The 18,249-nt window shown below is 75.4% G+C and carries 19 protein-coding genes and 1 riboswitch; of the genes, 16 read left to right on the top strand and 3 right to left on the bottom strand.

Annotation, left to right across the window (positions count from 1 at the left end):
• Nucleotides 1–76: 76 nt before the first annotated feature.
• Complete coding sequence (gene metK, locus ACFWN3_RS02000) at nucleotides 77–1,297, top strand: methionine adenosyltransferase (protein WP_377642916.1); 1,221 nt, start codon at nucleotides 77–79, stop codon at nucleotides 1,295–1,297.
• A gap of 69 nt (nucleotides 1,298–1,366) precedes the next feature.
• Nucleotides 1,367–3,454 (top strand): primosome assembly protein PriA, encoded by a 2,088-nt coding sequence (locus ACFWN3_RS01995; protein WP_377642914.1) that lies wholly within the window; start codon nucleotides 1,367–1,369, stop codon nucleotides 3,452–3,454.
• Nucleotides 3,455–3,472: 18 nt separating this feature from the next.
• Here the strand turns inward: ACFWN3_RS01995 and ACFWN3_RS01990 are convergent, their stop codons facing one another.
• Together ACFWN3_RS01990 and ACFWN3_RS01985 are read right to left on the bottom strand one after the other, a co-directional pair.
• Nucleotides 3,473–3,910, bottom strand: a complete 438-nt coding sequence (locus tag ACFWN3_RS01990) for a hypothetical protein (protein WP_377642913.1) — start codon at nucleotides 3,908–3,910, stop codon at nucleotides 3,473–3,475.
• A gap of 41 nt (nucleotides 3,911–3,951) precedes the next feature.
• Nucleotides 3,952–5,076, bottom strand: coding sequence for a LuxR C-terminal-related transcriptional regulator (locus ACFWN3_RS01985; protein WP_377642911.1), 1,125 nt, complete (start codon nucleotides 5,074–5,076; stop codon nucleotides 3,952–3,954).
• A gap of 55 nt (nucleotides 5,077–5,131) precedes the next feature.
• On the opposite strand from ACFWN3_RS01985, the gene def reads away from it, so the two are divergent.
• The 5 genes from def to ACFWN3_RS01960 are packed head-to-tail and all read left to right on the top strand — an operon-like array spanning nucleotide 5,132 to nucleotide 9,444.
• Nucleotides 5,132–5,674, top strand: coding sequence for a peptide deformylase (def, locus tag ACFWN3_RS01980; protein ID WP_377642909.1), 543 nt, complete (start codon nucleotides 5,132–5,134; stop codon nucleotides 5,672–5,674).
• Nucleotides 5,675–6,616, top strand: coding sequence for a methionyl-tRNA formyltransferase (fmt, locus tag ACFWN3_RS01975; protein WP_377642907.1), 942 nt, complete (start codon nucleotides 5,675–5,677; stop codon nucleotides 6,614–6,616). It begins immediately after the preceding gene.
• On the top strand, nucleotides 6,609–8,135 hold the full coding sequence (locus ACFWN3_RS01970) for an RsmB/NOP family class I SAM-dependent RNA methyltransferase (protein ID WP_377642905.1): 1,527 nt from the start codon (nucleotides 6,609–6,611) through the stop codon (nucleotides 8,133–8,135). Before fmt ends, ACFWN3_RS01970 begins: the two co-directional genes overlap by 8 nt.
• Before the next feature lie 35 nt (nucleotides 8,136–8,170).
• On the top strand, nucleotides 8,171–8,833 hold the full coding sequence (rpe, locus tag ACFWN3_RS01965) for a ribulose-phosphate 3-epimerase (protein ID WP_377642903.1): 663 nt from the start codon (nucleotides 8,171–8,173) through the stop codon (nucleotides 8,831–8,833).
• On the top strand, nucleotides 8,833–9,444 hold the full coding sequence (locus tag ACFWN3_RS01960; protein ID WP_377642901.1) for a pentapeptide repeat-containing protein: 612 nt from the start codon (nucleotides 8,833–8,835) through the stop codon (nucleotides 9,442–9,444). Before rpe ends, ACFWN3_RS01960 begins: the two co-directional genes overlap by 1 nt.
• Nucleotides 9,445–10,148: 704 nt before the next feature.
• Here ACFWN3_RS01960 and ACFWN3_RS01955 read toward each other — a convergent pair.
• Nucleotides 10,149–10,910, bottom strand: a complete 762-nt coding sequence (locus ACFWN3_RS01955) for a hypothetical protein (RefSeq protein ID WP_377642899.1) — start codon at nucleotides 10,908–10,910, stop codon at nucleotides 10,149–10,151.
• A 117-nt stretch (nucleotides 10,911–11,027) separates the two neighbouring features.
• A riboswitch (FMN riboswitch) is annotated at nucleotides 11,028–11,158 on the top strand.
• 128 nt (nucleotides 11,159–11,286) lie between these two features.
• Here ACFWN3_RS01955 and ribD point away from each other — a divergent pair.
• From ribD to ACFWN3_RS01910, 9 genes are all read left to right on the top strand, one after another.
• Complete coding sequence (gene ribD / locus ACFWN3_RS01950) at nucleotides 11,287–12,306, top strand: bifunctional diaminohydroxyphosphoribosylaminopyrimidine deaminase/5-amino-6-(5-phosphoribosylamino)uracil reductase RibD (protein ID WP_377642897.1); 1,020 nt, start codon at nucleotides 11,287–11,289, stop codon at nucleotides 12,304–12,306.
• 3 nt (nucleotides 12,307–12,309) lie between these two features.
• Nucleotides 12,310–12,936: a riboflavin synthase gene (locus ACFWN3_RS01945; RefSeq protein ID WP_377642895.1), complete on the top strand. Its 627-nt coding sequence runs from the start codon at nucleotides 12,310–12,312 to the stop codon at nucleotides 12,934–12,936.
• A complete protein-coding gene (ribB, locus tag ACFWN3_RS01940) occupies nucleotides 12,933–14,168 on the top strand; it encodes a 3,4-dihydroxy-2-butanone-4-phosphate synthase (RefSeq protein ID WP_377642893.1) in 1,236 nt (411 codons plus the stop codon). The genes ACFWN3_RS01945 and ribB overlap by 4 nt, the downstream gene beginning before the upstream one ends.
• A 73-nt stretch (nucleotides 14,169–14,241) precedes the next feature.
• Entirely contained in the window at nucleotides 14,242–14,751 is a 510-nt protein-coding gene (gene ribH, locus ACFWN3_RS01935) for a 6,7-dimethyl-8-ribityllumazine synthase (protein ID WP_377642891.1), read from the top strand.
• A 5-nt stretch (nucleotides 14,752–14,756) separates the two neighbouring features.
• Nucleotides 14,757–15,491, top strand: a complete 735-nt coding sequence (gene pnuC, locus ACFWN3_RS01930; RefSeq protein ID WP_377645499.1) for a nicotinamide riboside transporter PnuC — start codon at nucleotides 14,757–14,759, stop codon at nucleotides 15,489–15,491.
• A 126-nt stretch (nucleotides 15,492–15,617) separates the two neighbouring features.
• A complete protein-coding gene (locus ACFWN3_RS01925) occupies nucleotides 15,618–15,881 on the top strand; it encodes a phosphoribosyl-ATP diphosphatase (protein ID WP_377642889.1) in 264 nt (87 codons plus the stop codon).
• Nucleotides 15,882–15,896: 15 nt separating this feature from the next.
• Entirely contained in the window at nucleotides 15,897–16,742 is an 846-nt protein-coding gene (hisG, locus tag ACFWN3_RS01920; protein ID WP_377642887.1) for an ATP phosphoribosyltransferase, read from the top strand.
• Complete coding sequence (locus tag ACFWN3_RS01915) at nucleotides 16,739–17,206, top strand: PH domain-containing protein (RefSeq protein WP_377642885.1); 468 nt, start codon at nucleotides 16,739–16,741, stop codon at nucleotides 17,204–17,206. The genes hisG and ACFWN3_RS01915 overlap by 4 nt, the downstream gene beginning before the upstream one ends.
• A 120-nt stretch (nucleotides 17,207–17,326) precedes the next feature.
• Entirely contained in the window at nucleotides 17,327–18,241 is a 915-nt protein-coding gene (locus tag ACFWN3_RS01910; RefSeq protein WP_377642883.1) for a LysR family transcriptional regulator, read from the top strand.
• Nucleotides 18,242–18,249: the final 8 nt, after the last annotated feature.

Genomic DNA, 18,249 nt, shown 5'->3' with positions numbered 1-18,249 from the left:
ACGGAGGTGCCGGTAGATTGTCGCGCGGACCGCGGCCGGGAAGGCGCGGTCGTCCCGTTCACCGAAGGAGATCCGCGTGTCCGCACGCCTGTTCACGTCCGAGTCGGTCACCGAGGGTCACCCCGACAAGATCTGTGACCAGATCTCGGACTCGATCCTCGACGCGATGCTCGCGCAGGACCCCCGCAGCCGTGTCGCCGTCGAGACGATGGTGACCACCGGGCTGGTCCACGTGGCCGGCGAGGTCACGACCGAGGCCTACGTCGAGATCCCGAAGATCGTGCGCGACACCGTGCTCGGCATCGGCTACGACAGCTCGACCAAGGGCTTCGACGGCGCCTCGTGCGGCGTCGAGGTGTCGATCGGCCAGCAGAGCCCCGACATCGCCCAGGGCGTCGACACGGCGTTCGAGAACCGCAGCGGCGGCGTCGACCCCCGCGACAAGCAGGGCGCCGGCGACCAGGGCCTGATGTTCGGCTACGCCTGCGACGACACCCCCGAGCTGATGCCGCTGCCGATCTTCCTCGCGCACCGTCTCGCCGAGCGCCTCACCGAGGTCCGCAAGACCGGCGAGCTGTCCTACCTGCGCCCCGACGGCAAGACCCAGGTCACCATCGCCTACGAGGGCGACCGCGCCGTCTCCCTCGACGCCGTCGTCCTGTCCAGCCAGCACGCCGAGGACATCTCCCTCGACGGGATGCTCGAGCCCGACGTCCGCACCCACGTCATCGAGCCGGTCCTCGCCGGCCTGGCCGACGCCGGCACCGAGCTCGACACGAGCAGCTACCGCGCCTACATCAACCCCACCGGCAAGTTCGTCATCGGGGGCCCGATGGGCGACGCCGGCCTCACCGGCCGCAAGATCATCGTCGACACCTACGGCGGCATGGCCCGCCACGGCGGCGGCGCCTTCTCGGGCAAGGACCCCTCGAAGGTCGACCGCTCCGCCGCGTACGCCACGCGCTGGGTCGCCAAGAACGTCGTCGCCGCGGGCCTGGCCCGCCGCTGCGAGGTCCAGGTCGCCTACGCCATCGGCGTGTCCAAGCCGGTCGGCCTCTACGTCGAGACCTTCGGCACCGAGACGGCCCCGGCCGAGAAGATCCAGGCCGCGATCCTCTCGACGTTCGACCTGCGCCCCGCCGCGATCCTCGAGGAGCTCGACCTCCTGCGCCCGATCTACAAGCCGACCGCGGCGTACGGGCACTTCGGCCGCACGAGCGTCGAGGGCGTCGACAACCCCTTCACGTGGGAGCGCACCGACCGCGTCGAGGCCCTGCAGAAGGCCGTCAACGGCTGACGACCCCTCGTCCACAGGTGGAGCCCACCGACCCTTGCCGGGTCGGTGGGCTCCGCTAGGTTCGGGGCCGTGACGGAGGTGGACGGGGGCGACGGGGGCGAGCAGCTCACCCTCCTCACGCCCCGGTCCGCGAGCCGTGGCCCGCGCAGGCTCGCCGGCGACGACCCCGTCTCCGCGCACCTGCCCGTGGCCCTCGTCCAGGTCGACACCGGCCTGGCCCACCTCGACCGTCCCTTCGAGTACCTCGTCCCCGAGTCGATGGACGCCACGGCGCTCCCGGGTGTCCGCGTCAAGGTGCGCTTCGCCGGGCAGGACCTCGACGGCTTCGTCCTCTCCCGTCGCGGGACGGCCGAGCACACCGGTCGGCTGGCCCCGATCCGGAGGGTCGTCTCGCCGGAGGCCGTGCTCTCGGCGCCGGTGCTGGAGGCGGCGCGGGCCGTCGCGCAGCGGTACGCCGGGACCCTGGGAGACGTGCTGCGGCTCGCGGTGCCCCCTCGGCACGCCACCGCCGAGAAGGCCCTGGCGGTCGAGCGCCCCGAGCGCGACGCGGTGCCCGTCGGTGAGCCACCGTCCCCGACGTGGTCGGCGTTCGCGGCCGGCGAGGCCTTCCTCGCCCACGTGGGCGAGGGCGGCAGCCCGCGGGCCTCGGTGCTGGCCCTGCCCGGGCCCGCCGGCGCCGACTGGCCCGCCCTCCTCGCCGCGGCGGCCCGGGTGGCGGTCGACGCGGGGCGCGGGGTCGTTCTCGTCGTGCCCGACCACCGCGACGTCGTCCGGCTCGAGGCCGCGGTCGTCGCCGCGGTCGGCAGGGACCGGATGACGCGGCTCACCGCCGACCAGGGCCCGCAGGCGCGGTACACCGCCTTCCTCAAGGCGCTCCGCGGCCACGTCGACGTCGTCGTCGGCACCCGGGCGGCGGCCTTCGCGCCGGTCCACGACCTCGGCCTCGTCGCGTGGTGGGACGACGGGGACGACCTCCTCGACGAGCCCCGGGCCCCGTACCCCCACGTGCGGGAGGTCCTCCTGGTCCGAGCGGCGGTCGAGGGCGCCGCCGTGCTCGCGGCGGGACACACCCGCTCGGTCGCGGTGGCCGAGCTCGTCGAGGCCGGGGTGCTCGCCCCGGTCGAGGCGACCCGGGCGGTCGTGCGGGCCGCGGTGCCGTCGGTCCGGGTGGCGGGCGAGGGGCACGACGCCGACCGCGACCCCGCCGTCGCGGCCGCCCACCTGCCCTCGGTCGCGTGGCGCACGGCCAAGGAGGCGCTCGCGCACGGCCCCGTCCTCGTCCAGGTGCCACGCCGCGGCTACCTCCCGGCGCTGTCCTGCCAGATGTGCCGCCGCCCGGCTCGCTGCCGGGCCTGCGCCGGACCGCTCGGGCTCGCGGGGCCGCAGGGCCCACCCGCGTGCCGCTGGTGCGGGCGGGTCGAGACCTCGTTCGCGTGTCCCTCGTGCGGCGGGACCCGGCTGCGCTCCTCCGTCGTCGGGGCCCGGCGCACCGCCGAGGAGCTCGGCCGGGCGTTCCCCGGCGTCCCCGTCGAGCGGTCGGGTGCCGGCGTCGTCCTCGATGCCGTCGCGCCCGGTCCGCGCCTCGTCGTGTCGACCCCCGGCGCCGAGCCGGTCGCCGCCGAGGGCTACGCCGCGGCCCTGCTCCTCGACGCCTGGGCGCTCCTCGAGCGGCCGAGCCTCGCGGCGGGGGAGGAGGCCCTGCGCCGCTGGACGACCGCGGCGGCCCTCGTCCGCCCGGCGTCCGACGGCGGGCGGGTCGTCCTCGCCGGGGCCCCCACCGACGTCTCGATCCCCGCCGTCGAGGCCCTCGTCCGCTGGGACCCGGCGTGGTTCGCGGCGCGCGAGCTGACCGAGCGGCGCGAGCTCTCGCTGCCGCCGACCGCCCGGATGGCGGCCCTCACCGGGTCCCGGGCGGCGCTCGAGGCCGCCCTCGCCGAGGTGCCGCTGCCGGGGTCCGCCTCGGTCCTCGGGCCGCTGCCGCACGCATCGCCCGGGGGGACCGGCCACGAGGAGCGGTGGCGCGTCCTGCTCACCGTGGCGCCCACCGACGCCCTCGACCTCGCTCGCGAGCTGGCCGCCCTGCGGGCCCGGGCCTCCGCCCGCAAGGACCCCGACCCGGTCACGGTGCGGATGGACCCGCCCGACCCGACGAGCTGAGGCGCCTGACGGTTCGGCTCAGGCGGTTTCGAGCCTGCGTCGGCGTGAGACGGATGTCACCACCGCCAGGGCCACCACGACGAGCATGCTCACCATCATCGACGGCACGGTGATGTTGGCCGCCCACACGTGGGGGCCCTCGACCCAGATGTCGGCCGTGTCGCGGTTGACCCAGCCGTCCTCCGCGAGGCGCACGACGGCGGTGCCGAGCTCGAGGACGTGCCCGAGGATGGCAAGGGGAACCGCGACGAGCAGGACCCTGACGAGGAGCAGGCCGACGCCGGACGGGCCTTCGCGCCGGAGCAGCAGCGCCACGCGGACCGCCGGGACGAGTAGCGCGAGCGCGAACACATGGGACGTGACGTGCAGGGCGCTGGTGTCGCCGAGCGCGGCGAAGAGGAAGACGGACAGGAAGGGGGCCCACACGAGGGCCGCGAGCAGCAGGACGCGCTTCATCGAGGATGCTCCTTGACGGTGCTGACGGGGTCCCCGGAACGCTAGGAGCGCGTGCCCCCGGGGGCATCGGCCCTTTCGCCTAAACCCGCCCCGTTCGCCGCCGACCGCGCTTCGCGGTGGACCAGCGCGGCGTGGACCCTCCGGTTCTGTTCCGGTCCCTCAGGAAGGTCGAGCTTGGCGAAGACGGAGCGGAGGTGGGCGTCCACGGTTCTCTCGGACACGACGAGCCGTGCCGCGATGCCGGCATTGGACAGGCCCTCAGCGAGGAGGGCGAGGACCTCGTCCTCTCGCCGGGTGAGCCGGCCGGACCGAGGAGCTGGAGCGACCGCGGCGGCACCCGACCCGTCGGACGCCGGCTGGGCCGGAAACGCCACGGTGAGGGCGCGAGTGCACCCGACGGCCAGGACGCTCACCGCCGCCATCATCGCCAGGAGGACGAGGACGACGCCGGTCCCGCCGACGGATCCCGCGGCCCCGCACACCATGACGAGGACGGTCCCGCTGAGCGAGGTCGCGGCGACGAGGGCGAGGCGTCGGGCGGCATCGCCGTCCTCTTGAGCGGCCCTGCGCGCCGGAACCCAGACGCCGAGGACGACGGTGGTGAGGAAGGCGACGTTGACCCCCGCGCCGAGGGCCTCGCCCGGCGGCCAAGGGACGAGGGCCCGGGCCGCGAACGGCGCGAAGTCACCGTAGAAGAGCGCGAACATCACCGCTGCCGTCGTCCCCGTCCCCACGACGACCGCGATCGGCGCCCAGCCCGCGCCCCGGCCGAGGTACCTCGCCGCGAGCAGCGGGAGCAGCGAGAAGGACCCGACGAGGGGCAGGTGCCCTGTGGTTGCGACGACGGCCGTGGCCCATGCCGCCACGGAGCCGGGGGCGAGGTGCGACGTCGTCGACGCGAGCGCCCAGAGGCCGGGGTAGGCGAGGACGAGGAAGGCGAGGACGGCGAGCGCACGCGACCACGAGGCCCACGCGAGGCCGACGGACGCCCGGGTCCGGACCAGCAGGGCGCCGCAGGCGAGGGAGGTGGCAAGGACGACCAGGGAGGTCTGCGGCGTGACCCCGACGACGGCACGGGTGGCGAGGGTGCCGGCGGTGACCGCCACGGCCGTCACAGCGATCGCGGCGGACGCGGGAGACGTCGGGGGCCGCGGTCGTGCGGACATGCGCCGATTATCGCTGCGAACGGCTCGGATGTCACCGGCACCTAGACTCCCGAGGGTGAGCGTCACCCCGATCCGCCTCTTCGGCGACCCCGTGCTGCGGACCGCCGCCACGCCGGTCGTCGACTTCGACGCCGAGCTGCGCCGCCTCGTCGGCGACCTCACCGACACGATGCTCGACGCCGGGGGCGCCGGGCTCGCCGCGCCCCAGCTCGGCGTCGGCCTGCGGGTCTTCACCTACCACGTCGACGGCGTCATCGGGCACCTCGTCAACCCCGACCTCACCCTCGGCGACGAGGAGGAGCTCGGTCCGGAGGGCTGCCTGTCGTTCCCCGGGCTGCGCTTCGAGACCCCGCGCTCGGTCGAGGTCGTCGCCCGCGGCTGGTCGATGCACGGCGAGCCGGTGACCGTCGAGGGCACCCACCTCCTCGCGCGGGCCGTCCAGCACGAGACCGACCACCTCGACGGCATCCTCTTCGTCGACCGGCTCGACACCGAGCAGCGCAAGGAGGCCATGCGCCTGGTCCGCGAGGCCGACTGGGGCGCCACCCGCCCGGTCGTGCGGGTCAGCCCGCACGCCGGCGCCCTCGGGAGGCCGTGAGTGCGCCTCGTCGTCGCCGGCACCCCCGAGACGGCCGTCCCGTCGCTGCAGGCCCTGCTCGCCTCTCACCACGAGGTCGTCGCCGTCGTCACCCGCCCCGACGCCCGCTCCGGCCGGGGTCGCACCCTCGCGCCGTCGCCGGTCAAGGAGGTCGCGACGGCGGCCGGGGTCGAGGTCCTCGCACCGGGGTCCCCCCGCGACCCCGGATTCCTCGACACCCTGCGCTCCCTCGAGCCCGACTGCTGCCCCGTCGTCGCGTACGGCGCCCTCGTGCCCCGGGCGGTCCTCGACGTCCCGCGCCACGGGTGGGTCAACCTCCACTTCTCGCTGCTGCCCGCCTGGCGCGGTGCCGCTCCCGTGCAGCGCGCCATCATGGCCGGCGACGACGTCACGGGCGCGAGCACCTTCCTCCTCGAGGAGGGCCTCGACACCGGGCCGGTCCTCGGCACCCTCACCGAGACCGTGCGCCCCGACGACACCGCGGGCACCCTGCTCGACCGCCTGGCCCACGCCGGCGCCGGCCTGCTCGTGGCGACCCTCGACGGCCTCGAGGACGGAGCGCTGCACGGTGTCCCGCAGCCCGAGGACGGGGTGAGCCTGGCGCCGAAGCTGACGACCGACGAGGCGCGGGTCCGCTGGGATCTCCCGGCCCACGTCGTCGACCGCCACGTCCGCGGGTGCACACCCGCTCCCGGTGCCTGGACGACGTTCCGGGGCGAGCGGCTCAAGGTCGGACCGGTCGGGGTCCGGGGCCCCGGTCCCGAGGACGGTGCCACCCTCGCGCCCGGCGAGCTGCACGTGTCCAAGCGCGCGGTCCACGTCGGCACCGCGTCCGGGCCCGTGGAGCTGCGCGAGGTCGGCCCGCTCGGCAAGCGCCCGATGCCGGCCGCCGACTGGGCGCGCGGCGTCCGCCCCACGACAGGAGACCGGCTCGATGGCTGAGGGACACGACCGCGGACCGGGAGGGTCGGACCGGCACGGTCGGGGCGACCAGCGGGGCGAGCGCCGCGGCCCCCGCCGGCGCAGTGTCACCGCGCCCTCCGAGCGCACGCGTCGCGCCGAGCCGACCCGGTTCGCCGCGTTCACCCTCCTGCGGTCGGTCGCCGACGGCGGCTACGCCAACCTCGAGCTCCCCGACATCCTGCGCCGGCACCGCCTCGACGGGCGCGACGCCGCGTTCGCCACCGAGCTCGCGTTCGGGACGATCCGCTGGCAGGGCTTCTACGACGCCGTCATCGCGGACGCGGCCGGACGCCCCACGGCGCGCATCGACCCGCAGGTCCTCGACGTCCTGCGGCTCGGGGCGCACCAGCTCCTCGGGATGCGGGTGTCCACCCACGCCGCGGCCGACCAGACCGTCGGCCTGTCCAAGGTCGTCGCGGGCGCCGGCGCCGGGGGCTTCGTCAACGCCGTGATGCGCCGGATCAGCGAGCGGACGATCGAGGAGTGGCAGGACGCGGTCGTCCCCGAGGGCGGCGGCGTCCCGGCGCTCGCGGTCCGGTACAGCCATCCCGAGTGGGTCGTGACCGCCCTGCGCGGCGCGCTCCTCGCCCACGGCCGCGCGACGGGCGAGACCGTCGACGCCGAGCTCGAGGCGCTCCTCGAGGCCGACAACGTGCCCCCGCGCGTGCACCTTGTCGCCCGCCCCGGGCTGAGCACCGTCGACGAGCTCCTCGACGCCTCGGACTCCGAGCCGAGCGCCCTGTCGCCCCTCGGGGTCGTGCTCCACGCGGGCGACCCGGGGGGCGTCGCCGCCGTTCGCCAGGGGAGGGCGTCGGTCCAGGACGAGGGCTCGCAGCTCCTCGCCCTCGCGGTGGCCGCCGCCGAGGTCGGCCCCGACGTCCCCGCCCGCTGGCTCGACCTCTGCGCCGGACCCGGGGGCAAGGCCGGCGTCCTCGGCGCGCTCGCCGTCGAGGCCGGCGCCGACCTCACCGCGGTCGAGGTCAGCCCGCACCGCGCCGACCTCGTGCGCACCACGCTCGCGGCGCTCGGCCGCCGCGCCGACGAGCTCGGGCGCCGGGTCGACGTCGTCACCACGGACGGCCGCGAGGTCGGCGAGGACGAGCCCGAGGCCTTCGCCCGGGTGCTCGTCGACGCCCCGTGCACCGGGCTCGGGGCGCTGCGCCGCCGGCCCGAGGCCCGGTGGCGCCGCCAGCCCTCGGACGTCACCGGCCTCGCCCCGCTGCAGCGCGACCTCCTCGCCTCGGCCCTCGACGCCGTGGCGCCGGGTGGGGTCGTCGGCTACGCGACGTGCAGCCCGCACCTCGCCGAGACCCGCTTCGTCGTCGGCGACGTCCTCAAGAAGCGCTCCGACATCGAGGTCGTCGACGCCCGGCCACTCTTCGTCCGCCCCGACGGCAGCCCCGTGCCCGACCTCGGCGACGGCCCGTACGTCCAGCTGTGGCCGCACGTCCACGGCACCGACGCGATGTTCCTCGCGCTGCTGCGCAAGAGGGCCTGACCGGCCGCCCCGGCGGCGCTCGCTAGGGTCGACCCGTGCAGATCTCCCCGTCGATCCTCTCCGCCGACTTCGCCAACCTCGAGCGCGAGCTGAAGGCCATCGCCAACGCCGACTGGGCGCACGTCGACGTCATGGACAACCACTTCGTCCCCAACCTCACCCTCGGCCTGCCCGTGGTCGAGGCCCTGCTGCGCGTCTCACCGGTCCCGGTCGACTGCCATCTCATGATCGACGACCCCGACCGCTGGGCGCCGGGCTACGCCGAGGCCGGCGCGAGGTCGGTGACCTTCCACGTCGAGGCCGCCGCCGACCCCGTCGCCACGGCGCGGGCCATCCGCTCCGCCGGGGCTCGCGCCGCGTTCGCCGTCAAGCCGGGGACGGCCTTCGCGCCCTACGAGGACCTGCTCCCCGAGGTCGACATGGTCCTCGTCATGACCGTGGAGCCGGGCTTCGGCGGCCAGTCGTTCATGGCCGACCAGATGGCCAAGGTGCGCCAGGTGCGCGAGGCCGTCGGGCGGCACGGCGGCGAGGTGTGGATCCAGGTCGACGGCGGCGTCAGCGCGGCGACCATCGAGCAGTGCGCCGAGGCCGGCGCCGACGTCTTCGTCGCCGGCTCGGCCGTCTACGGGCAGGAGTCCGCCGCGTCCGCCGTCGACGAGCTGCGTGCCCTCGCCGAGCGGCACCGCCACCCCGCCTGATGCCCTCCCTCGCCGACCGGCTCGCGGAGGTCGACGGGTGGGCCGTCGACCTCGACCTCACCGAGGGGCTCGAGCCCGGCGCCGTCCTCGCGAACGCCGAGCTCGAGGGGTGCCGGCTCGACGGGTCCGTCCTCGAGAAGGCCGTCCTGCGCGGCTGCCGGTTCACCGAGGTCACCTTCACCGGCTGCAACCTGTCGATGGTCGACCTGGCCGGGTCGCGCTTCACCGACTGCCGGTTCGTCGAGTGCAAGGCGCTCGCCGTCGCGTGGAGCCGGGCCGACGCGGCCCCGCTCTCCCAGCGCCCGTGGGACATGGAGCGGTGCCGCCTCGACCTCGGCTCGTTCCGCGACACCGAGCTGCCGGGGGCGCGCTTCCTCGACTGCTCGATGCGCGAGGTCGACCTCGGTGGTGCCGACCTCCAGCGCGCCGAGCTGCTCCGCTGTGACCTCACCGGCGCGACCCTCGTGGGCACCGACCTGCGCGAGGCGTCCCTCGTTGGCTCACTCGGGTACGCGTTCGACCCCGCCGACAACCGGGTCCGCGGCCTGCGCGTCGACGCCCCCGGCGCCGGAGGCATCCTGCGCGCCATCGGCCTCGTCGTCGACCCCTGATCCGCCCGCCCGCCGCCGCCCTCCGCCGCCCCTGCCCTAGGGCCACCTGCCGCCCCTGCCCCAGGGCCCCGCCGCCGCTGCACCATTTCGGGGTTACCCCGAACTGGTGCACTCCACCCCGGTTTAGAACCCGGGTGGAGCGCACGGAACCGGGGTCGAGCGACGAGCGAGGCGGCGGCCCTCGTCCGCTCGTCCTCCGTTGGAGGTAATGCAGCCGCCCTTGATGCCGCTGCAATACTTCGAAGCAGCCGGAGGGGGCAGGTTCGAGGTGGTGTCCGACCGCGGCGAGGGCGGCGGCCCTCGTCCGCTCGTCCTCCGTTCGAGGTAATGCAGCCGTCCTTCATGCCGCCGCGATACCTCGAACCGGCCGGAGGGCAGCTGGTTCGAGGTGGTGTCCGACCGCGACGAGGGGGGGCGGCCCTCGTCCGCTCGTCCTCCGTTCGAGGTAATGCAGCCGTGCTTCATGCCGCTGCAATACCTCGAACCAGCCTGAGGGCGGCTGGTCGGAGGTGGTGTCCGACCGCGGCGGGGCGGCGGCCCTCGTCCGCTCGTTCTCCGTTCGAGGTGATCCAGCCGTCCTTGATGCCGCCGCGATACCTCGAACCAGCCGGAGGGCGGCTCGTCCGAGGTGAGACCCGACGGGATCCGGGGCGCCTGTCACCTCGAGCAGGCGGCCCGGCCGCCCGGGTGCCCGCGCCGACGGCTCAGCGGTCGGGGAGGACGACCTCGTCGTCGACGCCGAGGACGTCGAGGGAGAACCCGCGACCGGCGAAGTCGCCGTCGAGGTGCTCGACGTGCACGCACACCCCGGTCCCGACGTCGAGGGCGACGAGGTAGCGCGACGCGAACGCCGAGGACTCCTCCGGCTCCGCCGCGCCGCGGATCGCCGCGTCGAGGGCCTCGCTGACCCGGCCGAACAGCAGCGGGCAGCACGAGCACCGCGGGTCGTACCCCCGCAGCGGGGACACCTCCGCCCACCACGTCCCCCGACCGTGGCGCCTCGACTCCTCGAGGTGGTGGACCTCGAGCGCCGGCGGGCGCGGGTCGTCGGGCAGCCACTCGACGTCGTCCGGCGGCGACGCGTCGGCGAGCTCGACGGGGTCGAGCATCGCGACGAACTGGTAGTCCTGCCACATCGGGTCGTCGGCGGTGGACCAGCGGTCACGGACGGCGACGAGGCCGAGGCCGTCGAGGACGGGGCGCCGCTCCCACGCGTAGGGCAGCGGGACGGCCGCCCCGCCGCCCGGCCCACCGACCACCTGCGCCTCCGGCCGAGCCTCGAACCGGTCGTCGACCTCGCCCGACGGCGACACGACGACGAGCCGTCCCGGTCGCGCGACGGTCGCCCGCACCGAGTGGTCGGGTCCGTGGAGCGGCCGCCGGTGCAGGTCGAAGGAGAGCGTGCGCCAGCGCCACGGGCTGGACCGGGCCAGCGCGCGCCAGGAGCTCTCGGTGACGACGGGCACGGCAGCAATGGGAGCACCCACCGGCCGATGGCGCCACGCAGTTTCCGGACCCGGTGTGGGCGATCGCACGCCGGACGAGCATGGTCCGACCCGGGGGCCCGGGTGCATACTGGCCGGGTACGTGCTCCGGGGTCGGTGCAATTCCGAACCGGTGGTGACAGTCCACGACCCGACCGCAGCCAGCGGCCGGTTGACCCGGTGAAACTCCGGGACCGACGGTGAGAGTCCGGATGGGAGGCAGCACGTGTCGACGAAGGCCCTCGGGCCGTCGTCGGCGGCCGATGCGACGGCGTGCCCCTCGGGGTACCCGTCCCACGTCGACCCTCCGCCCGGAGCCCGACCGCACTGACCGGTTCGAGGCACGAGGGCAGGACCCATGGACGAGCACACCGCGCTGATGCAGCGGGCGCTCGATGCCGCGCGCCTCGGCCCGGAGGCCGACCCCAACCCCCGTGTCGGCTGCGTCGTCATCGACCGCGACGGCCGCGTCGTGGGCACCGGCCACCACCGGGGCGCCGGGACCGCCCACGCCGAGGTCGACGCGCTGGCCCGCACCGGCGGCCTCGCGCGCGGTGGCACCGCGCTCGTCACCCTCGAGCCGTGCGACCACACCGGCCGTACCGGGCCCTGCACCCGGGCGCTGCTCGACGCCGGCGTGGCCCGCGTCCGCTACGCGCTCGCCGACCCCGACGTCGCCGCCGCCGGGGGAGCGGCCCACCTCGCGGCCGCCGGGGTCGACGTCGCCCTCGAGGACGACCCCGCCCTGCGCGCCGCCGCGGAGGACCTCAACGCGACCTGGCTGCACGCCCGCCGCACCGGCCGCCCGTGGGTCACCTGGAAGACCGCGACGACCCTCGACGGTCGGACCGCCGCCGCCGACGGCTCGAGCCGCTGGATCACCGGCGAGGCCGCCCGCGCCGACGTCCACGCGCTGCGGGCGCGCGTCGGCGCCGTCCTCGTGGGCACGGGGACCGCCCTCGCCGACGACCCCGCCCTCACCGTCCGCGACGCCGACGGCGCCCCCGCGGCGCGCCAGCCGCTGCGCGTCGTCGCCGGCACCCGTGCCCTCCCTGATGACGCCCGCCTCCTCGACGGCGGTGCCGAGACCCTCGTCGTCGCGAGCCACGACCCCGCCGAGGTCCTGGCGGCGCTCACGGCGCGCGGGGTCCACCACGTCCTCCTCGAGGGTGGCGCCACCCTCGCCGCGGCGTTCCTGCGCGCGGGACTCGTCGACGAGGTCGTCGCCTACCTCGCGCCGACCCTGCTCGGTGCGGGCCCCGGTGCCGTCGGCGACCTCGGCATCACGACGATCGGCGACGCCGTCCGCCTCGAGACCACCGACGTCACCGTGCTCGGCGGCGACGTCCGGATCACCGCCCGACCAGTGAGGACCTGAGCCATGTTCACCGGAATCGTCGAGGAGCTCGGCACCGTCACCGCGCTCGAGCTCGGGTCCGACAGCGCCCGCCTCACCGTGCACGGCCCGCTCGTCACCTCCGACGCCGAGCACGGGGCCTCCATCGCCGTCAACGGCGTCTGCCTCACCGTCACCGAGCACGGCGCGGGCGAGTTCACCGTCGACGTCATGGCCGAGACGCTGCACCGCACGAGCCTCGGCGTCCTGCGCCCCGGGGACCGGGTCAACCTCGAGCGGGCGATGGCCGCGTCCTCGCGCTTCGGCGGGCACGTCGTCCAGGGCCACGTCGACGGCACGGGGACGATCACCGCCCGCGAGCCGGGCGAGCGCTGGGAGGTCGTCCGCTTCACGCTCCCGGCCGACCTCGCGCCCTACCTCGTCGAGAAGGGCTCGATCACGGTCGACGGCGTCTCGCTCACCGTCGTCGACGTCACCGACGACGCGTTCTCCGTCTCGCTCATCCCGACGACCCTCGACCTCACGACCCTCGGCACGAAGGCGGTCGGCGACCCCGTCAACCTCGAGGTCGACGTCCTGGCCAAGTACGTCGAACGGCTGCTCGCGACCCGGCTCGCGGCCCCGCTCGCCCCCAAGGAGGCCACGGCATGAACGACACCACCCGTCTCGCCACCGTCGAGGAGGCGCTCGACGCCCTGCGCGAGGGCCGCCCCGTCCTCGTCGTCGACGACGAGGACCGCGAGAACGAGGGCGACGTCGTCCTCGCCGCCGAGACGCTGACCGAGCGGTGGACCGCCTGGGCCGTGCGCCACTCCTCGGGCTACCTCTGCGCGCCGGTGACCGAGGAGGTCGCCGACCGGCTCGGGCTGCCGCTCATGGTCCCCGAAAACCATGACCCGCTGCGCACGGCGTACACCGTGACCGTCGACGCCGCCGTCGGCGTGACCACGGGAATCTCGGCCGCCGACCGCACCCTCACCGCGCGCGTCCTCGCCGACCCGACCGCGACCGCGGCCGACCTGCGCCGCCCCGGTCACGTCGTCCCGCTGCGGGCCCGCGCGGGAGGTGTCATCACCCGCCCCGGGCACACCGAGGCCGCCGTCGACCTCTGCCGGCTCGCGGGGCTCGCCCCGGTCGGGCTCATCGGTGAGCTCGTCGAGGACGACGGCTCGATGACGCGCCTGCCCGGCGTCCTCGCCCTCGGCGCCCGGGAGGGGCTGCCGGTCCTCACCATCGCCGCGCTCGTCGCGTGGCGGCAGCGCCACGACCGCGTGCGGCGGGTCGCCGACACCGTCGTGCCGACGCGCCACGGGGAGTTCCGCGCGCTCGGCTACCTCGACTCCGTCACCGGCGACGAGCACCTCGCCCTCGTCAGCCCGCTCGGGGTGCCCGGGTCGGCTCCGCTCGTCCGGGTCCACAGCGAGTGCCTCACGGGCGACGTGTTCGGGTCCCAGCGCTGCGACTGCGGTCCGCAGCTCGAGCGGTCCCTCGAGCGGGTCGCGGCCGAGGGCGGCCTCGTCCTCTACCTGCGCGGGCAGGAGGGACGTGGTGTCGGCCTCGCCGGGAAGCTGCGCGCCTACGCGCTCCAGGACCGCGGGTTCGACACCGTCGACGCCCAGACCGAGCTCGGGCTGCCGGTCGACGCCCGCGAGTACGTCGCCGCTGCCGGCATCCTCGCCGACCTCGACGTCGACGGGATCCGGCTCCTGACGAACAACCCCGCCAAGGTCGAGGGCCTGCGCTCGTTCGGGGTCGAGGTGGTCGCCGTCGAGCGGCTGCGCACCGCGCCGCTGTCGACGAACGCCGGCTACCTGCGGACCAAGCGCGACCGGCTCGGCCACGACCTGGTCCTCGACCCGGTCGACACCGGCACCACCGCATGACACCCCACGCGGTCCTGCGGCGGACCCACCCCGAGACCACAGCTCGCACAGCCCGTTCCGAGAGGTACCCCAGATGAGTGGACACGGAGCCCCGGCCGTCACGGCCGAGGGCCACGACCTGCGCGTGGCGGTCGTCGCCGCCTCGTGGCACGAGGAGGTCATGACCGGCCTGCTCGACGGCGCGCTGCGCGCCCTCACCGAGGCCGGCGTCGAGGACCCCCTCGTCGTCCGGGTGCCCGGCACCGTCGAGCTGTCGGTCGCCTGCGCCCGCCTCGCCCCGACGCACGACGCGCTCGTCGCGCTCGGCGTCGTCGTCCGCGGCGGGACCCCGCACTTCGACTACGTGTGCCAGAGCGCGACCGCCGGCCTCACCGAGGTCGCCGTGCGCACCGGGGTGCCGGTCGGCTTCGGCGTCCTCACCTGCGACGACGACGCCCAGGCCCGTGATCGCTCGGGCTTGCCCGGCTCCCGCGAGGACAAGGGCCACGAGGCGGCCACCGCCGCCGTCGCGACCGCCGCCACGCTGCGCGCCGTCGCCCCGCGCCCCCTCGCCCCGCTCGGCGCGACGGTGGTGCCGGCGTGAACGCGCTGCGCGAGCTCCTCGCCTGGGTGCAGCACGAGGCCATCACCATCGGTGGCCACCGGCTGCCGTGGATCGAGGTCGTCGGCAACGCCTTCGGCTTCGCCTCCGCGATCCTCGGGATGCGGCGGCGCGTCTGGGCGTGGCCGGTCGGCATCGTCGGGAACTTCCTGCTCTTCCTCATCTTCGTCTCCGCGACGTTCGACGAGGCCGCCCGCACGCCGCTGTTCGGGCAGGCCGGTCGCCAGGTCTTCTTCATCATGACGAGCCTCTACGGCTGGTACCGCTGGGACCAGCACCGCAAGGCCCGCCTCGCCGCGGGAGCCGCCGACGACACCCCGGCCATCACCCCGAGGTGGGCCACGGCCCACGAGCGGATCGGCTACGTCCTCGCGTGGGTGGGGCTCGTCCTCGTGGCGCAGTGGGCGCTCGCCGGGATCGGCGCCGCGTGGCCCGCGCCCCGCTGGTACTTCTGGTGCGACGCGTGGATCCTCGTCGGCTCGATGATGGCGACGTACGCGATGGCGCGCGGCTGGAACGACTTCTGGCTCATGTGGGTCGCCGTCGACCTCGTCGGCGTCCCGCTGCTCTGGCACAGCCAGTACTACCCGACCGCCGTCCTCTACGCGGTGTACGGCGGCCTCGTGCTCTACGGCTTCACCGTGTGGGTCCGCGCCTCCCGCGCGGAGCAGCCCGACGAGGTCGTGGAGTCCGGTGCGGACGAACCGGTCCGCACCCCCTGATCCCGTCCGGGCGGGCCCGCCACCCCTCCGGCGGCCCGCCCGGTCGGCCATCCTGTCGGCCTCTCGTCGACCGTGGCCATGGACGGCCGACGGGAGCCCGGTGACCGCCTCCTAGACTTGGCCGACGTGAAGACCTTCGACTCCCTGTTCGCCGAGCTCGCCGAGAAGGCGCGGACCCGCCCCGAGGGCTCGGGGACCGTCGCCGCGCTCGACGCCGGCGTCCATGCGATCGGCAAGAAGATCGTGGAGGAGGCCGCGGAGGTCTGGATGGCGGCCGAGCACGAGGGGCGCGAGCGCACCGCCGAGGAGGTCAGCCAGCTGCTGTACCACCTGCAGGTGCTGATGCTCGCCGCCGACCTCACCCCTGACGACGTCTACCGCCACCTCTGACCGGAGGATCCACCCATGCTGCGCATCGCCGTCCCCAACAAGGGCTCGCTGTCCGAGCCCGCCGCCGCCATGCTCCGCGAGGCCGGGTACCGCACCCGTCGCGACCCCAAGGAGCTCGTCGTCTCCGACGCCGACAACGGCGTCGAGCTGTTCTACCTGCGCCCCCGCGACATCGCCGTCTACGTCGGCTCCGGCACCGTCGACTGCGGGATCACCGGCCGTGACCTGCTCCTCGACTCCGGGTCGGCCGCCGTCGAGCTCATGGGGCTCGGCTTCGGCGCCTCCACCTTCCGCTACGCCGCCCGCCCCGGGACGGCCTCGGCCCTCGCCGACATCGGCGGCCACCGCGTCGCGACGAGCTACCCGGGACTGGTCGAGAAGCACCTCGCCGACCACGGCGTCGTTGCCTCGGTGACCCGCCTCGACGGCGCCGTCGAGACGGCGATCACCCTGGGCGTCGCCGACGTCATCGCCGACGTCGTCGAGACCGGCGGGACGCTGCGCTCGCAGGGCCTCGAGGTCTTCGGAGAGCCGATCCTGCGCAGCGAGGCCGTGCTCGTCCGCCGCGAGGGCAGCGAGGAGAAGGCGGGCGTCGAGGTGCTGCGCCGGCGCCTCCTCGGCGTCATCACCGCGCGCCACTACGTCATGCTCGACTACGACGTCCCGGTGTCCCTCGTCGACCGCGCCTGCGCGATCACGCCGGGCCTCGAGTCGCCCACCGTCTCGCCCCTGCAGAACCCGGAGTGGGTCGCCGTGCGCGCCATGGTGCCGCGGTCCGGGACGAACACGGTGATGGACGAGCTCTACGACCTCGGGGCCCGCGCCATCCTCGTCACCGACATCGCCGCCTGCCGGCTGTGACGACCGACCGGGTCGCCCCGCACGCCCCGGACGCCCCGTTCCGGCCGCGGCGCGGCCGGGTCATGCCGCTCGTCATGGCGGTCGTCGCGCTCACCGTGTGCGTCGTGTCGGCCGTGCTCCTCGGGCGTGGTCGGGAGTGGGGCCCGGCCGACCAGGTCGCCCTCGTCGGCTTCGGTGCCGCGATCGCCGCCTTCCTCCTGCGCTACGCGACCATCCGCGCCGTCCCCGACGCCGACGGCCTCACGGTGCGCAACCTCGTCGTCACCCGACGGGTCTCGTGGGCCGAGGTCGCCGACGTCCGCTTCGACGACGGCGCCCCCTGGGTCACCCTCGACCTCGTCGACGACGACGAGCTCGCGGTCATGGCGATCCAGCGGGCCGACGGAGAGTCCGGACGGGCCGAGGCACGCCGCCTCGGCTCCCTCGTGGCCCGTCAGCGTGCCGGGGGCGCTGCCTCCGCGTGACGCCCGGGCCGACCTGAGGACTCCTCAGCCGCTCGAGGTGCAGGTCAGCGACATCGGGGGGCACCATGGCGTCAGGGCCGGTGCGCCGCCGGCCGGGTGGCCGGGTGGGTGGTGGTGCCGGTGCGGCTCGAGCACGTCAAGGCCTTCACGGTGCTCGCCGAGGAGCTGAACTTCCGCAGGGCCGCCCGCCGGCTGTTCCTCAGCCAGTCGACGCTCACCGCGCAGATCCACGGCCTCGAGCGCGACCTGGGGGTCGAGCTCTTCGAGCGCGGACGCGACGGGACCCGCCTGACGCCCGACGGGCTCGCCCTCCTCCCGCTCGCCCGGCGTGCCCTGAGCTCGCTGGCGGCGCTGGAGACCGGGGCGCGGCACGGGGCGGCGGCCACCGTCGTGCAGGTCGGCGTCGCGCCGGACGGGATCGGTCCGGGCACGTGGTCGGCCTTCCGCGGGTTCGAGGCCGCCGTGCCCGACGTGGAGGTGTCGATCCGCCCCGTGGGGTTCAGCACGATGCTCAGCGTCGTCGACGACGGGGTCGTCGACGCGGTCCTGCTCCACGGGCCGGTCGACCCGGCCGCCGGGCGGGTCGTCGTCACCGTCGGCGAGGTCCGGGCGGGGGTGATGCTCCCTCGCTCGCACCCGCTCGCCGCCGGCGGCGCCCTCCACCTCGACGACGTCGTGCCGCTGCTGCGGGCGGCGCCGCCGGACGGCGCGGGACCGGCCTTCGCCCACTTCTGGCTCGCGCGGGACCACCCGGCCGCACCCGCGCCCAGGGACCTGCACCTCGAGGAGGACTCCCCGTCGATGGCGAGGACGGCGGCGCTCATCGGTCTCGTCGGGCTCTGGCCCTCGGACGTGACCGTGCCCGAGGACTCCGGCGCGGTGTTCCGCCCGCTCGTCGAGGACCGCTGGGCGCCCTTGCAGGTGCTCCACCGGCCCACCCTCGCCCTGGCGAAGGAGCTCGTGGCGGCCGCGGCGTCGGCGGTGCTCTCCACGAGCCGGGCCGGCGTCACCCGCCCGGTGGTGGGGCAGCGCTGACGACGACG

This window comes from Oryzobacter terrae, from assembly GCF_042756445.1.
Lineage (GTDB): Bacteria > Actinomycetota > Actinomycetes > Actinomycetales > Dermatophilaceae > Oryzobacter > Oryzobacter terrae.
The sequence above is the reverse complement of the archived record's forward strand: the minus strand, read 5'-3'. Positions and strand labels throughout refer to the sequence as shown.

What these genes read in the sequence shown, in the direction of transcription:
- ACFWN3_RS01970 (WP_377642905.1), top strand. Translation starts at nt 6,609, where the DNA reads ATGGCTGAGGGACACGACCGCGGACCGGGAGGGTCGGACCGGCACGGT.
- ribH (WP_377642891.1), top strand. Translation starts at nt 14,242, where the DNA reads ATGAGTGGACACGGAGCCCCGGCCGTCACGGCCGAGGGCCACGACCTG.
- ribD (WP_377642897.1), top strand. Translation starts at nt 11,287, where the DNA reads ATGGACGAGCACACCGCGCTGATGCAGCGGGCGCTCGATGCCGCGCGC.
- hisG (WP_377642887.1), top strand. Translation starts at nt 15,897, where the DNA reads ATGCTGCGCATCGCCGTCCCCAACAAGGGCTCGCTGTCCGAGCCCGCC.
- ACFWN3_RS01985 (WP_377642911.1), bottom strand. Translation starts at nt 5,076, where the DNA reads ATGTCCGCACGACCGCGGCCCCCGACGTCTCCCGCGTCCGCCGCGATC.
- ACFWN3_RS01990 (WP_377642913.1), bottom strand. Translation starts at nt 3,910, where the DNA reads ATGAAGCGCGTCCTGCTGCTCGCGGCCCTCGTGTGGGCCCCCTTCCTG.
- ACFWN3_RS01960 (WP_377642901.1), top strand. Translation starts at nt 8,833, where the DNA reads ATGCCCTCCCTCGCCGACCGGCTCGCGGAGGTCGACGGGTGGGCCGTC.
- ACFWN3_RS01945 (WP_377642895.1), top strand. Translation starts at nt 12,310, where the DNA reads ATGTTCACCGGAATCGTCGAGGAGCTCGGCACCGTCACCGCGCTCGAG.
- ribB (WP_377642893.1), top strand. Translation starts at nt 12,933, where the DNA reads ATGAACGACACCACCCGTCTCGCCACCGTCGAGGAGGCGCTCGACGCC.